Below are 25,116 nucleotides of genomic sequence, written 5' to 3' on the forward strand. Positions count from 1 at the left end.
GACGGTCCGAGAGCAGCCCCGCCCTCACGTCGATCAAGGGCAATCGCATCGATCAAGGGCAAAAACACGCGGAAAAGAGATCCAACCACGTGCAAACGCCCTTGATCGACATGCCAGGCGTGGCGACATGCCAGGCGTGGCGACACGCCGCCACGGGCGGCTCAGGCGTCGGTCCTCATCATCCGGTACGCCGCACCGGCGAGCGCCAGAGCGACCCAGCCGGCGAAGACGGCCAGTCCGGCCCAGGGGCCGAGCGAGTCGCCGGTCTGGGTCAGGGTCATCACCGCGCTGCCGGCGTTGCTGGGCAGGTACGGGCTGATGGTGTCGGACCACGAGTCGGGCAGCAGCGAGGTCAGCCCGGGCACGATGAGCAGGACGCCGGCCAGGAGGGTGATGGCGCCCGCGCTGGAACGCAGCAGCGCGCCGAGGGCCACGCCGAGCACGCCGACCAGGCCGAGGTAGAGGCCGGCGCCGAGCAGGCTACGCAGTACGCCGCTGTCGCCGATGCCCAGCGCGAGGCTGCTGTCGAGCAGCGGGTTGCCCAACGCGAACGCGGCGAGCGCGCCGACGCCGGTGGCGACCAGGGCGATGACCCCGAACACGAGGCTCTTGGACCACAGCACCGGCAGCCGTGAGGGCACCGCGGCCAGGGTCGAGCGGATCGAGCCGGTGGTGTACTCCCCCGCCGACATCAGGACCCCGAGCACGCCGATGGCCAGCGAGGCGAACGTGACACCGGTGAGCACGATGCTGATCGCGTCGGAGGCCGCCGATTGGCCCGGTGGGCCGTCACCGAAGCCTCCCGCGGGATCATAGGTCAGTGCCGCGATCACGCCGAACGCGATCAGCAGCAGCAGCGACACCGCGAGCGTGATCCAGCTGGAGCGCAGCGACCAGAACTTGGTCCACTCGGCCCGCAGGACGCCCTTGGCGGTGAGCCGGTACCGGGGGCGGGTGATCGTCATGGTGGTCATGTCAGCGGGCCTTTCCGGACGACGGGGCGGTGGCGGCGTACTCGATGGAGTCGCGGGTCAGTTCCATGAACGCCTCTTCGAGGGAGACCGACTGAGCGCTCAATTCGTACAGCGGTACGTCGTGCTTGTTGGCGATCTCGCCGATCTCGCGGGCGGACAGGCCGGTCACCGTCAGCTCCTCCGCGGTGGTCGAGGAGACGGTCACCTTCGGCCCGGCCAGGAGTGCCCGGAGCCGGTCCGCCTCGTCGCTGGCGACCCGCACACCGGCGTCGTTCTGCTGGATCAGCGCCTCGACGCTGGTATCGGCCAGCAAGCGGCCGCGGCCGACGATGACCAGATGGTCGGCGATCAGCGAGGTCTCGCTCATCAGGTGCGAGGACAGCATCACCGTGCGCCCCTCGGCGGCGAGGCCGGCCAGCAGGTTGCGCACCCACAGCACGCCTTCGGGGTCGAGGCCGTTGACCGGCTCGTCGAGCATGACCACGCCCGGATCGCCCAGCAGCGCCGACGCGATACCGAGGCGTTGCCCCATGCCCAGGGAGAACCCGCCGACCCGCTTGCCGGCCACCGCGCCCAGTCCGGCCATGTCGATGACCTCGTCGATTCGCGTGCGCGGTATCCCGTGCGTCCGCGCCAGGCCCAGCAGGTGGTTGTACGCCGTGCGGCCGGGATGTACGGCGCGCGCCTCCAGCAGCGCGCCGATCTCCTGCAAGGGCGCGCTGTGCTCGGCGTACCGGCGGCCGTTGACGGTGGCCGTACCGGACGTCGGCCGGTCCAGCCCGATGATCATCCGCATCGTGGTGGACTTGCCGGCCCCGTTCGGGCCCAGGAAGCCCGTGACCTGTCCCGGCAGGGCGGTGAAATCGAGCCCGTCGACCGCTGTCTTCGGCCCGTACCGCTTCGTCAACTGCCGTACCTCGATCATGGCGTGGTATCCCTTCGTTGCCGTGGACCCCGCCCATGCGGGATCCCGTGCACACCACGCTATGAAGATCCGGCCGGCCGATCGTGGTACCGGCGGAGGCACTTCCCGAGCCCAGTGGTACCGCGGTACCACTGGGCTCTCAGGGGACACCCGGAGGGCTGATCAGGCGGTCAGGTGCTTCTCCAGGTCGTCGAGGATCTTGCCGGCGGCGGTCACCCCGATGCCGGTCATCCACGTCTCGTCGGTCACCGGGTACGCCTTGCCCGCCTTCACCGCGGACAGGCCGCGCCACAGGTTGCCGGCGGTCACCGTGGCCTGCTGCGCCTCGGCCTTCTGACCGTACGCGCAGAAGAAGATGACATCACCGTCCACTTCGGAGATCCGCTCCGGGCTGAGCTTGTCGAACCGCTTGTCGTCCTTGTTGGCCAGCAACTGCCGCTCGGTGCGGCCCAACCCGACGTCGCCGACGACGATCCCGGAGAACGACTCCGGCCCGTACACGCGGATCTCGGCGGGCATGAACCGCACGATCGAGATCTTCCGCTCGGCGGGGTTACCGATCTTGGTGCCGACCTCCTTGGCCCGCTTCTCGTACCCGGCGAGCAAATCCTTCGCCTGCTGCTCCTTGCCGAGCGCCACGCCGTCGAGCAGGAAGTTCTCCTTCCAGGTGATGCCGACCCGCTCGGTGAAGACGGTCGGCGCGATCGCCTTCAGCTCGTCGTAGAACTTCTCCTGGCGGAACTTGCTGCCGAGAATCAGGTCCGGCTTCAGCGCGGCGATCGCCTCCAGGTCCGGCTCGGCGAGGACTCCGACCTCCTTCATCGACGACACCTTGTCGCCGAGATACGTGGGCCAGCCGTCGGCTTCGGTCGCGCGGGCGGCGCCCACCGGCACGATACCGAGCGAGAGCGCGGTGTCGACCTTGTCGGTGTCGAGCACGACGACGCGCTGCGGGTTGGCCGGTACGTCGGTGGTGCCCATCGCGTGGGTGATCGTCCTGGTCTCGGCGCCCTCGCTCTGCGTGCCCGGCGCGGGATCGCTGGAGCAGCCGGTCACGCCGATCGCAAGTGCTACCACGGCAACCGCCGCGGTACGTAGAGCACGCATCAGATGTCCTTTCAGGATGGTGAGGTTGGCCAGGCGGGCAGGACCAGCGGTGCGCCCGAGACCGGGCACGGTACGACGACGCAGTCCAGCCCGAAGACGTCGCGGACCAGGTCCGCGGTGAGGATCTCGCGTGGCGGGCCGGCTGCGACCACCGCGCCGCCGCGCATCGCGACGAGGTGGTCGGCGTAGCGGGCCGCCTGGTTGAGGTCGTGCAGCACCGCGACGACCGTGCGGCCCCGCTCCGAACGCAGCCGGTGCACCAGGTTCAGCACCTCCACCTGGTGGGGCAGGTCCAGGAAGGTGGTGGGCTCGTCCAGCAGCAGGATGCCGGTGTCCTGGGCCAGGGTCATGGCGATCCAGACACGCTGCCGCTGCCCGCCGGACAGCGTGTCGACCGACCGGTCCGCGAGAGACTCCACGTCGGCGAGCGCCATCGCCTCCTGTACCGCGACACCGTCCTGCGTGGACCATTGGTGCCACCAGCGCTGGTACGGCTGGCGTCCGCGCGCCACCAGTTCCGCGACCGTGACACCCTCGGGGACCAGTGGGCTCTGCGGCAGTACTGCCAACCGCCGCGCCACCTCGCGGGTCGGCAGCTCGGTCAGCGCGGCGCCGTCGAGCAGTACCGCGCCGTCGCGGGGCTTGAGCAGCCGGGCAAGCGTGCGCAGCAGGGTGGATTTTCCGCAGGCGTTCGGGCCGACGATGGCGGTGAACGCCCCGGCGGGCAGGTCCAGGTCGAGGCCGTCGAGGACGACCCGTTCCTCGTACCCGGCGACGAGCGCGCGTGTGGACAGCATCACGAGACCTTCCGACGCCCGCGTATCAGCAGGAACAACAGGTACGGGCCACCGATCGCCGCGGTGAGCACACCGGCGGGCAACTGGGTGGGTGCGAACAGGCGCCGGCCGAGCAGGTCGGCCAGTACCACGAGAATGGCGCCGACGAGCGCCGCGCACAGCAGCGGCGGCCGTTCCGCGCGGACCAGGCGCCTGGCGACCTGGGGCGCGACCAGCGCGACGAAGTCGACCGCACCGACCTGTGCGGTCGCCATCGCGGCGGCGACGACACCGGTCGCGGCGAGCCCGATCCGGCGAGCCACCGGCCGAATCCCGATGCCGCGCGCGGTGTCGTCGTCCAGGGCGGTACTGTCCAGCGCCCAGCCCGCCCACAGCAGTACCGGCAGCAGCACGGCGAGCGTGACCGCCACGTACGCCGCCTCGCTCCAGCCGCGGCCGGCGAGCGTGCCGATCAGCCAGATCTGGGCGCGGAGCCCGTCGATCGGGTCGGCGGAGAGCATGACGACCTCGGTCAGCGCGCGCAGGGCCACGGCGACCGCCACGCCCGCGAGGACGAAGCGCCGCGCCGCCAGCCCGTGCCGCGATCCGAGCACCATCACAGCGGTCGCGGCGAGCAGCCCACCGGCAAGCGCCGCCGGTGCCACCACCGCCGCGGCGGCGCCCGTGGTCAGGGCGACCGTGGCCGCCAGGCCGGCGCCCTGCGTGATGCCGATGATGTCGGGACTGGCCAGCGGATTGCGGCTGACGCTCTGGATGAGCGTCCCGGCGACACCGAACGCCGCCCCGACGATCACGGCGAGCACCGTGCGGGGCAGCCGCAGCTCCCGCACCACCAAGTCGTACGGGGTGCCGCCGCGCAGGGCGCGCAGCACGTCGAGCGGCGCGACATACTGAGTGCCGACGCAGAGGCTCGCCACCACCACGGCCGCCAGCACCACGACCAGCAGCGCGGCGACCACAATGGAGCGTCGTCGCACGAGGAAGCTCGCCCCGCCCGCGCGCAACAGCGACCGGCCCATCGCCACGGCGGTCACGAGGCGGCCAACCGGACGCGGCGGACCAGGATCACGAGCAGCGGCGCGCCGATCAGCGCGGTCACGATGCCGGCCGGTATCTCGCCCGGCGGTGCCACCAGCCGGCCGACCACGTCCGCGCCGACCAGCAGCGCCGGTCCGAGCAGCGCGGCCACGAGCAGCGTCCAGCGGTGGTCGGTGCCGACGAGCGCCCGTGCCAGGTGCGGCACGGCCAGCCCGACGAACGCGATCGGGCCGGCGGCGGCCACGGCGGCGCCGGTGAGCAGTACCGCCGCGGCTCCCCCGGTCATCCGCACGAGCCCGACCCGATGGCCGAGACCGCGCGCGACATCGTCGCCGAGCGCGAGCGCGTCGAGTCCACGTGCGACAGACGCGGCCAGCAGCACGCCGACCGCGACGAAAGGCAGCACCCACAAGGCGACCGAGACATCCCGGCCCGCGAGTCCGCCCACCACCCAGAACCGGTACTCCTCGAACGTGCGGGCGTCGGCGGCCAGCAGCGCGACCACGACCGCGCCGAGGCTCGCGTCCAGGGCGGCGCCGACGAGCGCGAGCGTGACCGGGCTACCGCCGTCGGGCGTACCCGCGGCCAGCCCGAGCACCACGACGCCGGCGAGCAACGCACCGGCGATGCCGAACCAGACGTACCCGGCCAGGGTGCCCACCCCGAAGACGGCGATCGCCAGGACCACGCCCACCGAAGCGCCGGCGCTGATGCCCAGGATCCGCGGGTCGGCGAGCGGGTTGCGGGTGAGCGCCTGCATGAGTACGCCCGCGACCGCCAGCGCGAGGCCGACCGCCAGCCCCAGCACGGTACGCGGCAGGCGCAGCTCCCGCACGATGATGCTGGCCTCGCCACCGTCGGGCGCGACCAGAGCCCGCCACACCTCGCCCGGCGGCAGGGACTTGCTGCCCAGCGCGAAACCCGCGAGCACGACGACGGCCAGCAGCACGACCAGTGCGGCGACGACCCACGCGCGATGCTTGCGGCGCGCGGGACGGGAGCGCGCGGGCGCCACGGCAGTCGTCATCGAGTTCCCCAGGACAGGCGTTTAGGTTCGCCTTACCTTACTGCCCACAACCCCCAGTCGATCAAGCCGCCCCCGCCCCCTTCCCCGCACGCGCCTCCTCGCGCCGCACTCACGCGCCGCACCCCCGCCCAGCGCCGCACCCTCTCGCACCGCGCCCGTCGGCGCCGCACCCCCGCCCAGCGCGGCACCCTCTCGCACCGCGCCCGTCGGCGCCGCGCCCTCGCCCGCGATCAAGGGCAAATGCACGCGCTTTGATCTCCGATCCACGCGCGGGCGCCGCGCGGCGAGCGCGGCACGACGTGTCGCCACGCCGGTTGCGCCGATCAAGGGCGAATGCACGCGGTTGGATCTCTTTTCCACGTGCATTTGCCCTTGATCCATCGAGATGCCCTTGATCGATGCGTCAGGGGGAAGCCGCGCGGCCTCACCAAGGCCGCAGCAGACGCGCATTCAAGGCCGCGGAACCAGCGCAACCGGACAGCGCCCGCCAGCGCGGGCCGACGCAGGCAGACGCAGCCACCCGCCGGCGCAGACACCCGCCCGACGCCGCGGGCCGCCGCCGGCAGCCGCCGCCGCTGGCCGCACGGAGGCACGACCCAGGGATAGGAAATCACGAATATATACCGCAAACCGGGCCAGGATCTTGCCACACGAATCGATGCCGTCCTATCCTCGCGGCGGAAAGCGCTTTCCTTCACGTGACAGGTCGGCAGCCTCCGGCGGCCGTCGAAATGACCCACGCATTTTTTCGGGGACCCACGTTTCTCGAAGACCCCAGAGTGAGGCGAAAGATGAGACGACCAGTCGCATTGCGACTCTGCGCGGCACTGGGCACCACGGCCCTCGCGGTCGCGACCGGCGTGGTGCTGTCGATACCCGAGGCGTCGGCGGCTACCGGCGGCGTCACCGGCTACGCGACGCAGAACGGTGGCACCACCGGCGGCGCGGGCGGCCAGACCGTGCGGGCCACCACCGGCACCGCGATCCACACGGCCCTGTGCGGCCGCGCCAGCAGCAGCACCCCGATCATCATCCAGGTCGAGGGGACCATCAACCACGGCAACACCACCAAGGTGTCGGGCGCCAGTTGCAACACCGCCGCCGACGTGATCGAGCTCAAGGAGATCAGTAACGTCACGATCATCGGGGTCGGCAGCGGAGCGGTGTTCGACCAGTTGGGCATCCACATTAGAGACTCCAGCAACATCATTATCCAGAACGTGACCGTCCGGAACGTCAAGAAGTCGGGCTCGCCCCTGTCGAACGGCGGAGACGCCATCGGCATGGAAAGCACCGTGCGCAACGTCTGGGTCGACCATGTCACGCTGGAGGCGTCAGGCGGGGAGGCGGAAGGGTTCGACGGCCTCTTCGACATGAAAAACAACACCCAGTACGTGACGCTTTCGTACAGCATCCTGCGCAACTCCGGGCGCGGCGGCCTCGTCGGGTCGAGCGAGAGCGACCTCGGAAACGGCTTCCTCACCTACCACCACAACCTGTACGAGAATATCGACTCTCGCACGCCGCTGCTGCGTGGCGGGATCGCCCACATCTACAACAACTACTACGTGAGCCTCAACGAATCCGGCATCAACTCACGGGCCGGGGCTCGCGCCAAAGTGGACAACAACTACTTCAAGAACTCCAAGGACGTCCTGGGCACGTTCTACACCGACGCGGCCGGTTACTGGCAGGCGAGCGGCAACATCCTGGACAACGTGACGTGGTCGAGCCCGGGCAGCGACACCAACCCCGCCGGCCCCAGCATGCCGTCCAACACCACGGTCAGCGTCCCGTATGCGTACAGCCTCGACGGTGCCAGCTGCGTGCCGAACCTCGTCGCCCAGACGGCGGGCGCCAACAAGGGCCTGCAAGTGTCCAACGGTAACTGCGCGGCGCAGACACCCACCACGGGACCGACCACCGCCGGGCCGCAGCCGACGACACCCGCACCCACCACACCGGCGCCTACCCAGCCCAGCGGCACCAATCTCAGCATCGGTGCCGGCGCCGACGGCTCCAGCAAGGCCAGCGGCACCAGCTACGGCAACGTGGTGGACGCGAACATGAGCACCTACTGGTCGCCGAACGGTTCGACCGGCTCGATCTCGGTCAAGTGGGGCTCCGCGACGACTGTCTCGCGAGTCAGCATCCGGGAGGCGTCCGGCGCCACCGGTGCCATCGGGTCGTGGCGGGTCATCAACCACGATACTGGCGCGGTGCTGACCTCCGGCAGCGGCGCGGGCGTCATCAGCTTCGCCCGTACCTCGCTGAAGAAAATCACCTTCGAAATCACCAGCTCGAGCGCCGCTCCGAGGATCGCCGAGTTCGAAACCTACGCCAGCTAGACCGTTTCTAAGGACCAGGATCGAGTTTTGGGCTACCGCGGCGCCCGTCGTGGTCCATACCGTTGCTCCCGCGGCCTCACTCCGCGCGGTTCACAATCCACCCCCGTGGGTTGTGGAAACGCGCACGGTGAGGCCGCGGGAGCGGCGGTAACGACCGCGACGAGCGTCGCGGTAGCTCAAATCCTTTGCTTCGCTGGTTGTCGCGCCATGTGGACGTCGATCGGATCCTGACCCTCCACAGTGAACCCGTGGCGCTCGTAGAGTCGACGGGCGGCGCTGCCCTGCAGGACATGCAGGCGCACGGCCTGGCCGGCGGCGTCGCTGCGGTCGAGCAGCGCCCGCAGGACGGCCGAGCCGAGTCCGCGGCCCTGGATGCCGGGGGCCAGATAGAAATGCTCCAACCAGAGCCCGCCGTCCACCGGGCGCATGGTGACGCAGCCGGCGAAGGCACCATCCGCCTCGATAACCGACGTGTATCGCGTGGAGAACGAGTCTCGCAGCCGCTGCCGGACGCGGTGCTCGTCGAACCGGCCCAACCGTTCCAGGTCGGGCCGCATCACCGCCGCCCGCAGTTCCGCGATCGCCTCGACATCGGCCGCCTCCGCGGACCGCAGTCCCCATTCCACAGGTGCAGTATCGCAGTGCCCGCTCGCGCCCATGCCCGCCAACGGCTTGGGCGAGACGGGGGACACACCGGCAGGTCAGCGCAGCGGTGGGAGCCGCTGCGGCCGGCTGAGCACGTCGCGGAAGAGGTCACCCTTCGCGGCCACGCGCTCCAGGACGTTTCTGATCGTGTACCCGTCTGGCGTGAGCCGCGGATCGTCGAGCTCGTCCCAGTCGATCGGCGCCGAAACCGGTGCGCCCGGGGCGGGCCGAGGACTGTACGGGGCGACCAGCGTCTTGTTGACCGCGTTCTGCGTGTAGTCGAGGCGCGCCTTGCCGCCGCGCTCGTCCACCTGCCATTTCCAGCTCACCAGTTCCGGGACGAGCGCGCCGACGGTACGCGAGAGCTTCTCCACCCAGGCGCGGGTGGCGCCGAAGTCCGGGCCGGGAGCCACCGGTACCCAGATCTGGATGCCCCTGCGGCCGGTGAGCTTGGGCCGCGCGCAGACGCCGAGGTGGTCGAAAGCCGTGCGGTGCAAGCGCGCCAGCGTGAGCACCTCGTCGAAGCTCGTCGTCGCACCGGGATCGAGGTCGACCAGCGCGTACGTGGGCTTGTCCGGGGCGTCGATCCGCGACGTCCACGCGTGCCATTCGAGCGCGCCGAAGTTGGCGGCCCAGACGAGCGCGGCGGGCTCGTCGACGACCAGATACGTTTGCGTCTCGCCCGGGTCAGCGTCAGGATTGTTCCAGCGGGGCAGCCAGTCAGGCGCGTGGTCGGGCAGTTCCTTGTGCCAGAACCCTTTCGTGTGCGCGCCGTTCGGGTACCGGTGCATGTTGAGCGCGCGGCGGGCCAGATAGGGCAAGGCGATGGGTGCGATCTGTGCGGTGTACCGGAGGAACTCCCGCTTCGTGATCGGTGCCTCTCCGTCCTTTGGCGGGAAGAGAACCTTGTCGAGGTTCGTGACCCGTAAGTCTCGCCCGAAGATGTGCCACGTGCCCCCGGCCCGCAACACGTCGAGTCCACTAGTGTCCACAGTAGACTTGAGAGGCACCGCCGCTTGCGCGGCCGGCAGGTCTGAGCGCCACATCAGCTCAGGGTCCGCTTTGACCTCATCGTTTGTGCGGCCACTCAGCACGGAACGCGGATGCTCCTCCGGGTTCCAACCGTCCACAGCGGACTCGTCACGCTTGTGCAGCAGCAGCCAGTCCTTGTCCTTTGTGCGCACCAGCACGAACCGGCCCCGCAGCTTCTCACCGTGCAGGTCCACGTGCAGTTCGCCGGCGTCCAGCGCCGCCAGCGGGTCGTCCGTGTCGTGCGGCTCCCACGTGCCGGCATCCCACACGATCACATCGCCGCCCCCGTACTCCCCCGCCGGGATGACGCCCTCGAAGTCGATGTACTCGATGGGGTGATCCTCCACCCGGAACGCGGCCCGGCGCACCTTCGGATCCAGGGTCGGCCCTTTCGGCACCGCCCAGCTCACCAGTACCCCGGCGATCTCCAGCCGGAAGTCGTAGTGCAGCCTGCGGGCCCGGTGCCGCTGCACGACGAACCGCTCCGCGTTCCTTGTCGACGTGGCACCGCCGTTGGTTGTGGCACCGCCGTTTGTTGTGGCATCGTCCTTTGTTGATGTGGCACCCGACGGCTCCGGCGTCCGCCCGAAGTCCCTCTTCCGCCGGTACTGGTCAAGCCGCTCCATGAGTCCGTATTACCCCGCAGGCCCGGTTATGAGTCTGTATCACCGCGGAGCCTCGTGCCAGTAGACCCCGTCGGGTGCCTTGTCCGGGCGCAGGCCGCGCCAGCTCGGGTGCCGGAGCCGGCCGTCGGGCGTGAGCGTCCGGTACACCACCTCGGCCACCAGTACCGGCTCGATCCACCTCGCGTCGCGGCTGTGCTCCCGCGGCGCGGGCACGTCCAGCGGCGACGCGTCGATGGCCAGCGGCTCCAGCAGAGCCGCCAGTTCGCGCAGCGCCGCCTCGGTGAAACCGGTGCCCACGTGCCCGACGTAAACGAGCCGCCCCTGCTCGTCGTACGCGCCCAGCATCACCGAGCCGATCATGCCGAGGCGCCGGCCCGCGCCGGGCTTCCACCCGCACACGATCACCTCCGCGGACCGCTCCAGCGCCGTCTTGATCCAGTCCTGCGAGCGCTGGCCCGGCCGGTACGTCGAGGTCAGGCGCTTCGCGACCACGCCCTCCAACCCGCTCTCGCGGGCGGCCACGAGCATGTCCGCGCCCGTGATGCGGTCGGCGGTAAACGAAGGCGGCGCGTACACCAGGCCGCCGCTGAGCCCGAGCTGATCGAGCAGCTCACGGCGGCGCGTGTACGGCTCGCCGATCAGCGGGTGCCCGTCGAGTTCCAGCAGATCGAAGAGGTACAAATGGACGGGCGTCGACACGACGAGCATGCTCGACGGCCGGGCGACGTGCATCCGATGCTGCAGCCGCGCGAACGACGGCGCGCCCCGCTCGTCCAGAGCGACAATCTCCCCGTCGAGCACGGCACGCAGTCCGCCGAGCGCGCCGTTCGCCTCGGCGATCTCCGGGTACGAGTTCGTGATGTCCCGCAGGTTCCGGCTGGTGAGCCGCGTCCGGCCGCCACTCGGCTCGACGATCGCCCGGACCCCGTCCCACTTGAACTCGTACGCCCACGCCCCGACCGGCACCTGACCAGCCACCGCGAGCATCGGCGCGACAGGCCGATGTAACCCCCCGCCCACCCCTAGATCATGACCGCCAACCCCCAACAATAGGGTCATTTCCCCTAAAACCCACCCACTGCTCGGCTCCGATTCCCCGCTTGCTCACTCCGCGCCGCTACCCCGCCCCCGACCGCGCACCGCGCCGGGCCGCGCGCCCCTCTCGCGCGCCCTCTCCGCGCACCCCCTCTCCGCGCGCACCGCGCCGCGTGCCCTCTCCGCGCGCCGCGCGCACCGCGCCGCGTGCCTCTCCGCGCGCCGCGCGCACCGCGCCGCGTGCCCTCTCCGCGCGCCGCGCGCCCTCTCCGCGCGCCGCGCGCCCTCTCCGCGCGCCGCGCGCCCTCTCCGCGCGCCGCGCGCCCTCTCCGCGCGCCGCGCGCACCGCGCCGCGCGCCCCTCCTTCCGCCGATCAAGGGCAAATGCACGTGGTTGGATCTCTTTCCGCGTGCATTCGCCCTTGATCCATGCAGATCTCCTTGATCGACGCGCCGACACCCCGCGGCCCCCGCGCGCTACACGACAACACCGCACGACCGCACCGCGCACCCCGCCGCCTTCCGCCGATCAAGGGCGAACGCGCGCGATTCGATCTCTTTCAGCGTGCGTTCGTCCTGAGTCCCCGGGGTGAGAGGCGGCGCGCCGTCGTCGCCGGGGCTGGCCGCCGGGTTTGAGAGGTTGGCGGCGGCGTATCGGCGCACCCTGCGCGCCGATCAAGGCCATTCGCATGGATCAAGGGCGAATGCACGCGGTTAGCGATCCAACCACGTGCGTTCGCCCTTGATCGGCGCGACCGGCGTGGCGACACGCCGTGCCGTGCCCGCCGGGCGGCGCCTGCGCGTGGAATCGGAGATCAAAGCACGTGCGTTCGCCCTTGATCGGCGGGAGCGGCGTGGCGACACGCCGTGCCAGGCCGGCCTGGGGGCGGACGCGCGCGGAAAGGAGATCCAACCACGTGCGTTCGCCCTTGATCGGCGGGCGGCGGAAGGCGGGGAGGCGGGAGGCGAGCAGGGCGCGGCGACACGCCGTCACGGGCGGGCGGCAGCGCCGAGGGAAAGGGCGAGCGCGGGCTGGATCGCCCCTCATTCACCGACCTGTGGGTGGCCCGGAGGGTCAGAGCTTCTTGATCCACGCAAACCACCTTGATCGACGAGCGGGCGGCGGCGCGCGCCCGTACCGGAGCGACATGCGCGGCTTCGGGAACCCGCAGCCGCGCGAAGCCCCCGAGGGCGGCCGCCCATAACCCCCGCGAACCCGCCGCACGCATGCGACTGTGGCGATCCACTGCCCCATCAAAGGCAGCGAATCGCCACAGTCGCATGCGTGCGGTTGAGAGTCTGGGTCAAGGGCGACGGTCGGGGGCGGAATCCTTCAGCTTGCGCCAGCCGCCCGCGCGGTTGTTCGCGATGATCTGCTTGAACATCGCCCCCAACGCCCGCGTGTTGAGCTTCTCGCCCTCGTACACCGATACCATGCGGGCGGTCTTGTTGTCGTGACCGGCTGTGATGATGCCCTCCGGATCGGGGACGATCGTGCCGTCGTAGAGGAAGACGTTCACGTGGTCCTTCGTGCCCATCAGCGCGCAGATGTTGCCTTTGAGCACGAAGTAGGGCTGGACCCGCCGTTTGACGGTCTCCTCCACCTCAGGGTCGCAGCCGTGCACCAGGTCGCGCACCTGCTGGCAGATCTCCCGCTGCCAGTCTGGCAGCCCGTCGATGTACGCGTCGACCCGCGGGTCCTTGACGTAAGCCACGTCAAGAATGCTAGGCGTTCCAGACGCCGGTCGCGGCCGCGTCCCTGACGAAGGTCACGAAGTCGCGGGCCGAGCGTCCGGTGACCGCGGTGACGTCGTTGGTGACATGGGCGTTGCGGCCATCGAGAATCCGCGTGAAGAGCAGGGTCAGCTCCTCGGCCTCCTCGACGGGTACGCCGTCGGCGACCATCCGCTCGGTACACACGGCTGGCGTCACCTTCTCGAACCGCACGGGCCGGCCGGACGCCTCAGAAATCAAGGCGGCCGCCTCCGCGAACGTCACCAGTTGCGGGCCGGTCAGCTCGTACGTCCGTCCATTGTGGCCATCCTCGGTCAGCGCGGCCACCGCGACGTCGGCGACGTCCTCCAGGTCGACGAACGGCTCCGGCACGTCGGTCGGCAGCGAGATGACGCCGCTGAGTACCGGCGGGAGCAGGAAGTGTTCGGTGAAGTCCTGCGCGAACCAGGTGCTCCGGACGACCGTCCACTCCAGACCAACGCCTTTGATCATCTCTTCGCTGGCCGCGGCGTCCTCTTCGCCGCGCCCGGACAGGAGTACGAGGCGGCGCACGCCCGCCTCGGCGGCGACCTCGGCGAGCGCGCGGATCGCCGGCGCGGCACCGGGAATGCCCAGGTCGGGGTAGTACGTGACGTACGCGGCGGTCACGCCCCTCATCAGCGGTGCCCAGGTCGCCGGGTCGGCGTGCCAGTCGAAGGCGGGCTGCCCGGAGCGGGAGCCGATGCGTACAGGCAGGTTGCGCGCGGTGAGACGGTCGGCCACGCGGCGTCCGGTCTTGCCGTTGCCGCCGATCAGCAGGTAGGTCGCGTTATCAGTCATGTGAATATTGCACGGCATCACGGTGAGACGATCCATTGTGCAGAAGCTCAACGACATACGCCGTCGTCTAAACTGAGCCTATGGATGCTCTCGCCGGTCTCCTTGACGGCCCGCGTGCCCGCGGCGCGTTCCTGCTGCGGGTCGTCCTCGACCCGCCGTGGTCCATGCGGATCGAGGATCAGGCCCCGCTGGCGCTCGTGTCGGTCGTGCGCGGATCCGCGTGGCTGCTTCGCGGTCGGGAAGACGCGGTGGAGATACAGGCGGGCGACGTGCTCGTCATCCGCGGCCCGGAGCCGTACCTGGTGGCCGACCACCCCACCACCCCAGCGCAGGTGATTATCCACCCGGACGAGCGCTGCACGACCGTCTACGGCGAAGACCTGGCCATCGCCATGGACCGCGGCGTGCGCACGTGGGGAAACAGCGATGACGGCCAGACCATGATGCTCGTCGGCACCTATCAGGACGCCGGCGAGATCAGCCACTCCCTGCTACGGGCCCTGCCGCCGATCCTCGTGCTGACCAAAGAGGATTGGGACAACCCGCTGGTGCCGCTTCTCGCCGCCGAAATCGGCAAAGACGACCAGGGGCAGTCGGCCGTCCTCGACCGCATCCTCGATCTGATGCTGATCGCGGTACTGCGCACGTGGTTCGCGCGCGGTGACACGGCTCCCGGCTGGTTCCGCGCTCAGTCCGATCCCGTTGTCGGTCGCGCCCTGCGGATGATGCACAACCATCCCGCGCACCCGTGGACCGTGGCCGAGCTCGCCACCCGGCTCGGGGTATCGCGGGCGACGCTCGCGCGGCGCTTCACCGACCTGGTCGGCGAGCCACCGATGTCGTATCTGACCGGCTGGCGCCTGGCCCTCGCCGCCGACCTGCTGCGCGAGCCCCGCGCGACGCTCGCGGCCGTCGCCCGCAAGGTAGGCTACAGCAGCGCTTTCGCGCTGAGCTCCGCGTTCAAGCGCGTCCGCGGCGTGAGCCCGCAGGACCATCGGGCCGCGCTGAGCGCCGACTCCGCGTAAAGCTGGGCGACCGACTCGGCATCAATTTTGGTACTTTCCAACGCCGCCCGCCATCATCCGCAACCGCGACGGCGGATTCCGCTCTACTGTGGACGAGTAACCGCCGCGACCACCCGTCAGCGGGCGTCACTGAAGCGATGCAGGGTCCAGCGCGGCGGCGGCATCTCGGTGGGGTCGCCGTCGGTCGTCCACTCGGTGACCGAGGCCGGCGCCACCTTCAGGTCGAACGCCCGATAGAGCGGCTGGGCCGCCAACGCGTGGAACGAACTGGAGACAGTCTCGCTGTGCCCGACCAATACCACGGTTCCGCCGCGGTGCCGATACACGATGTCCATAATAGACTCGCTGACGCGGACGACGAGCCGTGCCCACGTCTCGTTGTCGTGCTCGAACGGTCGGAATACGCCGCCACCCGGCGCCGCGTGCTTGGTCTGGAAGTCGGCCACCGGCATGCCGTCGGCGTAGGGTGGTGAGTGCCATGTGCACAGTCCACAGTGCTCGATAGGGGTCGCGCCGAGCGCGTCGGCGATCGGCCGCGCGGTCTCGACCGCGCGCCGTAACACCGAGCTGTACACCGCGACGTGCGCACCAGCCAACTCCCGCGCGAGCCGCTCGGCCAGCCGGCGCGCCTGCTCGTGCCCCGCCTCCGTCAGCCCCTTGCAACCCCGCGCCCCACCCACCACGGATTCGACCGAGTGCACCGACTCCCCGTGCCGCACCAGCAACAACCGCGTCCGCATCCGACCGAACCTACCGGGCTACCGCCGCGAGCCGCGCCCCACGGCAACCGGTGGCCGGCCGATACTGCCCGCCGGAGGGCGGCGAGCCGCGCCGCGCCGCCTGCCATCGGCCCTGGACCTGGCCGCGGGACAGGAGCGGCCTCGGCCGCACCCATGGGCCTTGCAGCCAAGGCCGCGCCCACGACGCCACGCCCACAAGACCGTGCCCTACACCGGCCGCGCCGCCGTCCCGCGCCGCGCCCTGCGCGCCGATCAAGGGCAACCGCATGGATCAAGGGCAACTGCACGCGGAAAAGAGATCCAACCGCGCGCATTCGCCCTTGATCGGCGCGCAGGGCGTGGCGACACGCCGTGCCGGGCCCGCCTTGGCGGCGGACGCACGCGGAAAGAGATCAAACCACGTGCATACGCCCTTGATCGGCGGAAGGGGGCGGCACGGACGCCGATGGGGCGCGCCGCGGACGCCGCACGCCGCACGCGGGGGCGCGCCGCAGGCGCCGCACGCCGCGGGGGCACGCCGCGGAGCGCGCCGCAGACGCCGCGGAGCGCGCCGCGGACGCCGCGCGCCGCGCGGGCGGCGGGGTGCCGCGCGGAGGTGCGCGGGGCTAGGGCGCGGAAGAGAGTGGCGCGGCGGACGGGGTGCGGGTGGGCGGCGCGGCGGCGCTGGCGGTTAGGGAGCGCGTGGGGAGGGTGGGGCGGGTCCACCAGGCGGACAGGGCTAGGGCGGTCAGGAGGAGGGCGGCGCCGGCCAGGGCGAACCACACCGTCACCTCCACGTCCTCGCGCTGGGTGACGATCGAGCCGGGCAGGTCGGACAGGACGTCGGTGAGTTCCTCGGCGTCTTTGGCCTGGTAGTACTCGCCGCCGGTCATGTCGGCGACCTGTGTCAGGGTCTCCTCGTCGATCTGCCGGAATCGTCCGCCGCGCGCGAATCCGCCGCCGGGCGGGCCCTGCGGGTCGCCGCGGAACGCCGCGTCGCCGCTGATCTGGTCGGGTGTGCAGACGGAGGTGGCGGGCTCGGTGGTGCCGAAGCCGATCGTGTAGACGCGCACGCGGCGGGCGGCGGCCTCGGTGGCGGCGGTGAGGGGGTCGACGCCCTGGGTGTTGCGGCCGTCGGTGAGCACCACCACGGTGTCGGGTACGAAGTCGCCGGTGGGCTCGGCGGGCGGCACCTCGACGCCGGTGGGCGGTACGTCGTGGTTGGTCGCGGCGATCGCGTCGACCGAGGTCAGGATGGCCTGGCCGATGGCGGTGCCGCGAGCCGTGCGCAGCGAGTCGATGGCCTCGACAAGTTTCTTCTTGTCGGTGGTGGGCTCGACGAGCAGCCCGGCGATACCGGAGAACGTGACCAGCCCGATGCGGGTGCCGTCGTCTTGCTCCTCGACGAAGTCGCGGGCGGCGTCCTGGGCGGCGGTCAGCCTGTTCGGCGACACGTCGGTCGAGCACATCGACGCGGACACGTCCATGGCGAGCAGGATCGACGTGCCGTTAAGCGGTACGGGCACCGACGCCTGCGGGCGCGCGGCGCCGGTGCCGAGCGCGACGAGACCGGCGGCGAACAGCCAGATCGGGATCCGGCGCCGCCACAGCGAACGCCCGGGCAGGGCGGCCCGGATCAGCGCGACGCTCGGCACCCGCACGGTCTCGCGCCGCCGGCGCCGGCGGGTCCACCACCGGTACGCGAGCAGCAGGGGGAAGGCGAACAGCGCGGTGAGGGCCCACGGCCAGGTCAGCGACATCAGAGTATCCGTCCGAACCAGGTGATCATCAGCAGCGCGCCGATCGTAAGGAGCAGCACCGAGGCGGCGACGACACCGCCGGTCAGCTCGACGAACTCGTCTTCGACCGTGATCCGCAGGTCGAGCGACTCGTAGACGGCGTCGAGGGCCTGCGCGTCCTGGGCGCGGTGGTAGGCGGCACCGGTCGCCTCGGCGACCTGGGTGAGCAGGTCCTCGTTCAGCGCGGTCGCTATCTGGTACCCGTCGACCTCGATCGTGTCGCCCTGGAGCGTGCCGATGCCGACGGTCTCGATGTGCACGCCCGCGGCGGCGGCGAGTTCGGCGGCCGCGATGGCGTCTGGACCGCCGGTGTCTTCGCCGTCGGAGAGCAGCACGATGGTGGCCGAGCGCCAGTACCCGAGATCCGGCAGCGGCTGCCCCTCTTCGGGCAGGCTGACCGACTCGCCGGTGATGGCCGACAGCGACGCCAGGATGGCCTGCCCGAGCGAGGTGCCGCCGGCGATGGTGAGCCGGTTGATGGCGCCGATCGTGCCGTCGGTGTCGTTCGACGGGAGCTGGGTGGTCTGGGCGCCCTGTCCAAAGGCGACCACACCAACGTCCACTGTGTCTGGTTGCTCCTTGACGAACCCGGTCGCGGCGGCCTGCGCGGCGGCGAGCCGGCTGGGCGCGATGTCGTCGGCGGCCATGCTGTTGGAGACGTCGAAGGCGAGGATCACCGTGCCGGAGGCGCGCGGAACCGGTACCGTCGCTTGTGGACGGGCGAGTCCCGTGAGAAGCAGGATCAGCGCAACCAGAAACAACGCCGGCGGGATGTGCCTTCGAAGACCTTTGTCCGCGGGCCGCAGGCCCGCGGACACCAACACAGACGTCCGCCGCCGGTGCATCCACCTGTACGCCAGCACGAGCGCCACGGCACCGATGGCGGCGACCACGAGCATGGCGGGGTTCTGGAAGCTCACCTCCGCCTCGCCTTCGACCGGCGCGCCATCCCGACGAGCGCGGCGACGAGGTCGTCGCCGGTGCCGACGCGGTGCGCGGTCACGCCGGAGCGGCCCATGGCGCCGCTGACGGCGGCCTCGCGGGCGTCGACCTCGGCGCGCAGTCGCTGGCGGAAGAGCGGATCGCTGGTGTCGGCGAGCAGTTGCTCGCCGGTCTCGGCGTCTTCGACCAGGACCAGCCCCAGGTCGGGCAGGTCCAGCTCCATCGGGTCGACGACGCGGATCGCGATCACCTCGTGCCGGTAACTCAGCCGGGTCAGCGCCGGCTCCCAGTCGACCTCGGCGATGAAGTCCGAGATGACGAACACCAGGCTACGCCTGCGTATCGTGCCGGCGGCCAGCCGAAGCATCGCGGCGAGGTCGGTGGTGCCGCGCATCGGTGGCGCCGCAACGGGTTTGGTGAGTTCGTGCGTCAGGTGCAACACGTGGTTGCGGCCGGTGCGCGCCGGGATGACCCGCTGCGCGTGGTTGTCGTACAGGATCGCGCCGACCCGGTTGCCGCCCTGTGTGAACAGGCGCGCGAGGCAGACGGCGAGCTCGGCGAGGCGCGAGTCCTTGCCCCGGTCGGGCGGGCCGAACCGCATCGAGGCCGACTGGTCGAGCACCAGCCACGCGGTGAGGTCGCGGTCTTCGGTGTACTGGCGGACGTACGGCTCGTCGAGGCGGGCGGTGACGTTCCAGTCGATGTGCCGCACGTCGTCTTCGGGCGTGTACTCGCGCAGATCGGCGAAGTCGATCCCGGTACCGCGAAAGACCGTGCGGTACGCGCCCAGCAGCCGCCCGTCGAGTCGACGGACGACCTGCCAGTCGAGGCGCCGCAGCAGCCGGTCGGGTGGGCTTGTCACACAGCGGCCTTACGCATGGGCGCGTCCGGCACCGGCAGCGCGCCCAGCACCTGGGTGAGGATCGTGTCGGCGGTGACGTCGTCGGACAGCGCCTCATAGGTGAGTACGAGCCGGTGCCGCAGCACGTCGAGGGCCAGTTCGGTGACGTCCTGCGGCACCACGTAGTCCCGCCCGCGGATGTAGGCGAGGGCGCGCGCGGCGAGAATCAGGTTGATCGACGCGCGGGGGCTGGCGCCGAAGTCGACGTACCGGGTCAGCCCGCCGAGCCCCACGCTGGCCGGCTCGCGGGTGGCGGTGGCGAGGCGCACCGAGTACTCGATCAGGGCCGGGTCGACGTACACGTCGTCGACCTGCGCCTGCATCTCGATGAGCCGGTCGGGGTCGACGACCGCCTGGGTCATCGGGTCGGGCGAGATCGCCCGTTCGACGATCACGAACTCCTCGGTGGCGCTCGGGTAGCCGACCAGCACCTTCATCATGAACCGGTCGACCTGCGCCTCGGGCAGCTGGTAGGTGCCCTCGGACTCGATCGGGTTCTGCGTCGCCATGACGAGGAAGGGCCGTGGCACCTTGTGCGTCTCGCGCCCGATCGTGACCTGCTGCTCCTGCATGACCTCCAGCAGCGCGCTCTGCACCTTCGCGGGCGCCCGGTTGATCTCGTCGGCGAGCAGCAGGTTGGTGAACACCGGCCCGAGCGACACCTCGAACTCCCCGCTGCGCTGGTGGTACACCCGGGTGCCCACGATGTCGGCGGGCACCAGGTCGGGCGTGAACTGCACGCGGTGGAACTGCCCGCCGATCGCTCCCGCGAGCGCCTTGACGGCCAGCGTCTTGGCGAGGCCCGGCACGCCCTCGACGAGGATGTGACCGCGTGCCAGCAACCCGATGAGGAGCCGTTCGAGCAAAGCGTCCTGCCCCACGATGGTCTTCTTGACCTCGTACAGGATCTGCTCCACCGGTGCGTCCATGCGTGTTTCCCTCAGCTCTTGGTCGGTCACTGTTGGGGTCCGTCGCCGCCGCCCGCGGCGGCGGCCGCGCCGATGGGCACGGCGAAGCCGATGCCGATGAAGGTGCCGGCGGACGTCGGGTTGGCCAGCGCCACCACGATCCCCACCGTCTCGCCGCGCAGGTTGACCAGCGGCCCGCCCGAGCTGCCCGGGTTGACCGCCGCGTCGAACTGGATCAGGCCGTTCAGTCGCGGGCCCTCCGTGCCGGCCGCGGACCGGTCGAGGCCGGAGACCACACCGGTGGTCGCGCTGCGGACCATGCCGAGCTGGTTGCCGACGGCGACGACGCCATCGCCGACGGCGAGGCCACCACCCAGTACCGCCGGGACCAGGATCTGGGGCAGGGTCGCGGCCGCGAGCATCGCGATGTCGATCTCCTCGTCCGCCGCGCTGACCGCGGCGGCCGATTGGGTACCGTCGGCGAACGTCACCCGCACCCCGCCGGCACCCTTCACGACGTGCAGCGCGGTGAGGATCACGCCCTGCGCGCTGGCGACCACCCCCGTGCCGGTGGCGGTGGTCTTGCCGCCCTTGTCGAGCGCCTCGACGATCACCACCGAGGGTGCCACGGTGTCGTAGACCTCTTTGGCGCTGAGCTCCTCGACCGCGGTGGGCTCGGGTGTCGGCGTCGGCACGGCGACGGGTTGATCGGCGGCGCCCCAGCGGAACGACGCGAACGCGACCAGCGCGAGCACAGCGATCGCCGCACCGGTGATCAACAGACGGCGCGAGCGCGCGGGTTTCTGGACCGGGGGGTCGCCCGCGTCGGGTTGGCCCATGCCTCAACATAACCGGGCAGCCTGTGAATCACTTATGAATCCGTCGCCCCCCGCGAACCGCCGCCATCGAGTAGTGTCACGCGCCGTGCTGTGCCAGACCTGTGGAACCGAACTGCGCCCCCGCGCCCGCAAATGCTCGCGCTGCCTGCGGCCGGCGCCGCAGTCCCTCATACCCGGGTACCCGCTGCGTGGCCTCGGCCTCGCGACGGTGATCGCGATCGGTGTCGCCAGCGTCGCGTCCTTGTTGTTCGCCTTCTGGCCGGTCGCGGGCGCCGCGCTCGCGCGCAAGGCCGCGCGGACCGAGGACGCCGACCTGCTCGACACGACGGCCCTCGTCGAGGGCCTGCTCGGCGTGAGCACGCTCTTCATAATGATCACAACGGCGGTACTGCTGATCGTGTGGCTGTACCGGGCTCGGCAGAACCTCGACAAGCTGGGTACGGCCGAGGGCGCCATGGGGCCGGGCTGGGCGATCGGCGGCTGGTTCATCCCGTTCGCCAACCTCGTGATCCCGTTCCGTGTGATGGCGGCGGTTGCGCGTGGCAGCCTGCCACGGTCCGGCCGGCTGACCGCGCTGCTGTGGGGCTGGTGGCTGACGTACCTGGCCGCGACCAGCCTCGAACAGGTCATGAGCACGATCGACACCGCCGCCTACGACAAGCTGCCCTATCCGGTGGTGAACGCCTCCAACTTCGCCGACTACGTCGCGTACTACGAGGACCAGTTGCTGCGGTTGCTGCCCAGCGGCTTGCTGTACGTGATCGCCGGCGTATTCTTGATCATGCTGATGCTGCGCGTGAGTCGCGGCCAGGAGGAGCGGCTGAGTGCCGTGCCGGCCGAGCCGATCATGCCAGGAATGGCCGTCTCTGGCCCGCCGACCGCCTGAAGCCGGCCGGCATTTCGGGAGTATCCGATTTGGACGCTAGGCCGTCCGAAACTGTCTGCTCACTGACGGTTGTCCATGACACAGCGTTCGCATAGCCTCCTCACGTTCGCTCAGTGATGCGCGAGAAGGGGGAGAAAGTGCGCGGCAAGAAGATACGGGCACTGGTGTCGGTACCCGTCCTGGTCATCGCGTCGGCGGGCTTATCCGTCGCCAGCGCGGGGCCGGCGGCCGGCAAGCCCGCCCGGTTCGTTCCGACGGACCGTGATTACTACATCAACTACGTGGAGCCGAAGGTCGAGCGGCCCACCGACGGCCGCGAGGTGGTCGCCGAGGGCGCCAAGGGCAAGCTGAAGCAGGAGAGCCCCGACCCGGTCAGCGAGTATGGGCGCAAGTTCGCCGAAGGCAACCCGGTGGCCGCCCGCGGGCTGGCCAGGACCGAGGCCGAGGCGGTGCGCACGGGCAAGAACCCGAGGCACATCCGATACAAGCAGGCCGACGAGACCCAGGTCGCCAAGCTGCTCACGATCCTGGTGGAGTTCAACCCCAACGCAAACGACGACTTCACCGGCGTCATGGTGCCGCAGGCGACGTTCGACGACGCCACCACGCCGCAGAACGAGCGGTCCTGCGTGCCGGGCAACACGCAGAACGGCCCGCTGCACAACAACATCCCCAACCCGGCCGAGGCGTCGCACCCCGACAACAACTCGATGTGGGTGCCCGACTTCTCGTCCGAGTTCTTCAACAAGCTGCTCTACAGCAAGGAGGGCGTCACCGAGCGGGTGCGGCCCGACCTGCGCGGCCCGGACGGCAAGAAGGGCATCAGCCTGCGCGGCCTGACGATGGCCAACATGTACACCGAGATGTCCAAGGGCGCCTACACGGTCGACGGTGAGGCGACCCCGTGGGTGACCGTGCCGCACTCCGAGGCGTGGTACGGCGCCGACACCTGCACGCTGGTCGACGGCGTGTGGGAAGCCGGCGCGAGCCAGGACATGAACGGCCACCCCGACAACCCGGCCGGCCCGGCGGCGCTCGGCGCCGACGCGGTCGACGTGCTGGCGGCGCAGAACCCGAACTTCCCGTGGGCCGACTACGACATCGAAGACGTCGCGGACGCCGACGGTGACGGCAACGTGCTGGAGCCGGATGGCGTGGTCGACCACCTCGTGCTGGTACACGCCGGTGAAGACAAGTCCGGTGGCGGCGGCGCCCAGGGCCCGTACGCGATCTGGGCGCACTCCTCCGCGATCGTTCCGGGCCACACCGTCCCGGGCACCGACATCGCGATCAGCAACTACATCGTCCAGCCGGAAGACTCCGGCGTCGGCGTCTTCGCCCACGAGTACGGGCACGACCTCGGCCTGCCGGACCTGTACGACACCGGCTCCGGCGGCGACTCGGACGTCGACTTCTGGGACCTCATGTCGTCCGGCTCGCACACCGGCCCGATCTTCCAGAGCATGCCCACGCACATGGGCCTGTGGGACAAGTTCGTGCTCGGCTGGGCCGACCCGCTGATCCTCAACCCAGGTGACGCCGCGCAGCGGGTCAAGCTCGGGCAGACCTCCCGCACCCCGGTCGGCACCGAAGACGGCATCCGCGTCAACCTGCCGCCCAAGCAGGTCACGCTGTCGACACCGCACAGCGGCGCCAACCAGTGGTGGTCGAACAACGACCAGTCCTGGGCCGACGTGCGCCTCACCCGGTCGATCGCCGTACCGGCCGGCGGCGACGTGCGGTTCTGGATGTGGGACAACTACTCGATCGAGGAAGACTGGGACTTCGGCTTCGTCGAGGTGTCCACCGACGGCGGCGCCACGTGGGCCGAGCAGAAGATCTTCGACGCGGCCGGCACGCTGGTGTCCACCGACGACGGATACGCCGACCCCAACAACCGGATGCGCGACTACGGCAACAAGAAGTACGGCCTCACCGGCACCACGGGTGGCCAGTGGCGGCACGACTACGTCAGCCTGACGCCGTTCGCGGGCCAGAGCATCCAGCTCCGGCTGCGGTACGCCACGGACGCCGCGTTCGAGGACACCGGCTGGTTCGGCGACGACTTCTCGGTGACCGCTGACGGCGCCACCGTGTGGTCCGACGACGTCGAGGGCGGCAACAACGGCTGGACGCCGACGGTCACGACCTTCACCAACACGACCGGCGCGGGCTGGAACATCTCGCCCGGGGCGTTCTCGTTCGCGCACTACTACCTCGCGGAGTGGCGTAACCACGACGGCTTCGACGAGGGCCTGAAGTACGCGTACTCCACGAACTACCTGCGCGACGGTGCGTGGAAGGTCGAGCGGGTGCCGTACAACGCGCCCGGCATGCTGGTGTGGTACCGCGACACCAGCTACGGCACCCTCAACCACGTCCTCAACAACCTCTTCGACCCCCCGAGCATCGGGGCGAAGGGCGGACTGCTGATCGTCGACTCGCACTTCGACCCGCTGCGCCGCAAGGGCGTGGCGGCAGACAAGGACCCGTCGGCTCTGAACAACCTGCCCTCGCGTCCGCAGTCGTCGAACGCGGCGTTCGGCTTCCGCTCGACGTACCCGTTCACCGAGTGCTTCGAGGCGCCGAACGAGCCGTTTAGCTCGTACTGCTCGAAGTTCGGGCCCAAGCCCGGCAAGCTGTCGTTCACCGACGCCAAGGGCTGGTACCCGGGTGTCGAGTACCGGCCGGATCTCAACCCCAACAACCCGCTGTTCTTCCGCGACTCCGACGCGTCGGTCGTGGTGCCCTCCGAGGGCAACGCGCCCTACACGGTGCGGATCGTGGACGCGAACGGCAACCCGGCCACCGACGTCTACGGTGTCGACCTGGGCGGCGGTGTGCTCACCGGCACGGGCAACCCGGGTGACGCCGGGGTGGACTTCGGCGTGAAGTTCGTCCTTCTGGAAGAGGGGCAACGCAACCAGTGGGCGACCGTCCGGGTCGTCCCGCCCGCGGCGCCGTAACCGCTCGACACACAGTGTTGGGGGC

At 70.4% G+C, this 25,116-nt stretch carries 21 protein-coding genes; 4 read left to right on the forward strand and 17 right to left on the reverse strand.

The annotated features are described in order from the left end of the window. Positions 1-161: 161 nt before the first annotated feature. The 6 genes from QMG73_RS10835 to QMG73_RS10860 form a co-directional block, all read right to left on the reverse strand. Positions 162-974, reverse strand: a complete 813-nt coding sequence (locus QMG73_RS10835; RefSeq protein ID WP_281894172.1) for an ABC transporter permease subunit — start codon at positions 972-974, stop codon at positions 162-164. A 1-nt stretch (position 975) separates the two neighbouring features. Then, complete coding sequence (locus QMG73_RS10840) at positions 976-1,899, reverse strand: ABC transporter ATP-binding protein (RefSeq protein WP_281894174.1); 924 nt, start codon at positions 1,897-1,899, stop codon at positions 976-978. Between the two features lie 162 nt (positions 1,900-2,061). Then, positions 2,062-3,006: an ABC transporter substrate-binding protein gene (locus QMG73_RS10845; RefSeq protein ID WP_281894176.1), complete on the reverse strand. Its 945-nt coding sequence runs from the start codon at positions 3,004-3,006 to the stop codon at positions 2,062-2,064. An 11-nt stretch (positions 3,007-3,017) separates the two neighbouring features. Next, entirely contained in the window at positions 3,018-3,803 is a 786-nt protein-coding gene (locus QMG73_RS10850; RefSeq protein ID WP_281894177.1) for an ABC transporter ATP-binding protein, read from the reverse strand. Beyond that, complete coding sequence (locus QMG73_RS10855) at positions 3,803-4,837, reverse strand: FecCD family ABC transporter permease (protein WP_281894180.1); 1,035 nt, start codon at positions 4,835-4,837, stop codon at positions 3,803-3,805. Before QMG73_RS10855 ends, QMG73_RS10850 begins: the two co-directional genes overlap by 1 nt. Beyond that, positions 4,834-5,868: a FecCD family ABC transporter permease gene (locus QMG73_RS10860; protein WP_281894182.1), complete on the reverse strand. Its 1,035-nt coding sequence runs from the start codon at positions 5,866-5,868 to the stop codon at positions 4,834-4,836. The genes QMG73_RS10855 and QMG73_RS10860 overlap by 4 nt, the downstream gene beginning before the upstream one ends. 791 nt (positions 5,869-6,659) lie before the next feature. Here QMG73_RS10860 and QMG73_RS10865 point away from each other — a divergent pair. Then, positions 6,660-8,216, forward strand: coding sequence for a pectate lyase family protein (locus tag QMG73_RS10865; RefSeq protein WP_281894183.1), 1,557 nt, complete (start codon positions 6,660-6,662; stop codon positions 8,214-8,216). Between the two features lie 176 nt (positions 8,217-8,392). On the opposite strand, the gene QMG73_RS10870 is transcribed toward QMG73_RS10865, so the two are convergent. From QMG73_RS10870 to QMG73_RS10890, 5 genes are all read right to left on the reverse strand, one after another. Next, complete coding sequence (locus tag QMG73_RS10870; protein WP_281894185.1) at positions 8,393-8,842, reverse strand: GNAT family N-acetyltransferase; 450 nt, start codon at positions 8,840-8,842, stop codon at positions 8,393-8,395. 75 nt (positions 8,843-8,917) lie between these two features. Beyond that, the gene (ligD, locus tag QMG73_RS10875; RefSeq protein WP_281894187.1) at positions 8,918-10,519 is read right to left on the reverse strand and encodes a non-homologous end-joining DNA ligase LigD; all 1,602 of its coding nucleotides are present in this window, start codon (positions 10,517-10,519) and stop codon (positions 8,918-8,920) included. 39 nt (positions 10,520-10,558) lie between these two features. Then, positions 10,559-11,506, reverse strand: a complete 948-nt coding sequence (ligD, locus tag QMG73_RS10880) for a non-homologous end-joining DNA ligase (protein WP_281894189.1) — start codon at positions 11,504-11,506, stop codon at positions 10,559-10,561. A 1,351-nt stretch (positions 11,507-12,857) separates the two neighbouring features. Continuing rightward, positions 12,858-13,268, reverse strand: coding sequence for a DUF1801 domain-containing protein (locus QMG73_RS10885; protein WP_281894191.1), 411 nt, complete (start codon positions 13,266-13,268; stop codon positions 12,858-12,860). A gap of 10 nt (positions 13,269-13,278) precedes the next feature. Next, the gene (locus QMG73_RS10890) at positions 13,279-14,106 is read right to left on the reverse strand and encodes an NAD(P)H-binding protein (RefSeq protein WP_281894192.1); all 828 of its coding nucleotides are present in this window, start codon (positions 14,104-14,106) and stop codon (positions 13,279-13,281) included. Positions 14,107-14,186: 80 nt separating this feature from the next. On the opposite strand from QMG73_RS10890, the gene QMG73_RS10895 reads away from it, so the two are divergent. Further along, positions 14,187-15,131, forward strand: coding sequence for an AraC family transcriptional regulator (locus QMG73_RS10895; RefSeq protein ID WP_281894195.1), 945 nt, complete (start codon positions 14,187-14,189; stop codon positions 15,129-15,131). Between the two features lie 116 nt (positions 15,132-15,247). On the opposite strand, the gene QMG73_RS10900 is transcribed toward QMG73_RS10895, so the two are convergent. The 6 genes from QMG73_RS10900 to QMG73_RS10925 form a co-directional block, all read right to left on the reverse strand. Then, complete coding sequence (locus QMG73_RS10900; RefSeq protein WP_281894198.1) at positions 15,248-15,871, reverse strand: histidine phosphatase family protein; 624 nt, start codon at positions 15,869-15,871, stop codon at positions 15,248-15,250. 605 nt (positions 15,872-16,476) lie between these two features. Beyond that, on the reverse strand, positions 16,477-17,610 hold the full coding sequence (locus QMG73_RS10905) for a VWA domain-containing protein (RefSeq protein WP_281894201.1): 1,134 nt from the start codon (positions 17,608-17,610) through the stop codon (positions 16,477-16,479). Beyond that, the gene (locus QMG73_RS10910) at positions 17,610-18,569 is read right to left on the reverse strand and encodes a VWA domain-containing protein (protein ID WP_281894202.1); all 960 of its coding nucleotides are present in this window, start codon (positions 18,567-18,569) and stop codon (positions 17,610-17,612) included. Before QMG73_RS10910 ends, QMG73_RS10905 begins: the two co-directional genes overlap by 1 nt. Further along, complete coding sequence (locus QMG73_RS10915) at positions 18,566-19,453, reverse strand: DUF58 domain-containing protein (RefSeq protein ID WP_281894205.1); 888 nt, start codon at positions 19,451-19,453, stop codon at positions 18,566-18,568. Before QMG73_RS10915 ends, QMG73_RS10910 begins: the two co-directional genes overlap by 4 nt. Continuing rightward, positions 19,450-20,421: an AAA family ATPase gene (locus tag QMG73_RS10920; protein WP_281894206.1), complete on the reverse strand. Its 972-nt coding sequence runs from the start codon at positions 20,419-20,421 to the stop codon at positions 19,450-19,452. Before QMG73_RS10920 ends, QMG73_RS10915 begins: the two co-directional genes overlap by 4 nt. A gap of 26 nt (positions 20,422-20,447) precedes the next feature. Next, positions 20,448-21,239 carry a S1C family serine protease gene (locus QMG73_RS10925; protein ID WP_281894208.1) on the reverse strand — a complete coding sequence of 264 codons (792 nt, stop codon included), beginning with the start codon at positions 21,237-21,239 and terminating at the stop codon, positions 20,448-20,450. Between the two features lie 73 nt (positions 21,240-21,312). On the opposite strand from QMG73_RS10925, the gene QMG73_RS10930 reads away from it, so the two are divergent. Together QMG73_RS10930 and QMG73_RS10935 are read left to right on the forward strand one after the other, a co-directional pair. Continuing rightward, complete coding sequence (locus tag QMG73_RS10930; protein WP_281894211.1) at positions 21,313-22,125, forward strand: DUF4328 domain-containing protein; 813 nt, start codon at positions 21,313-21,315, stop codon at positions 22,123-22,125. A gap of 116 nt (positions 22,126-22,241) precedes the next feature. Further along, entirely contained in the window at positions 22,242-25,091 is a 2,850-nt protein-coding gene (locus tag QMG73_RS10935; protein WP_281894392.1) for an immune inhibitor A domain-containing protein, read from the forward strand. Positions 25,092-25,116: the final 25 nt, after the last annotated feature.

Origin of the sequence: Phytohabitans aurantiacus, assembly GCF_027923225.1 — a bacterium.
Classification (GTDB): domain Bacteria; phylum Actinomycetota; class Actinomycetes; order Mycobacteriales; family Micromonosporaceae; genus Phytohabitans; species Phytohabitans aurantiacus.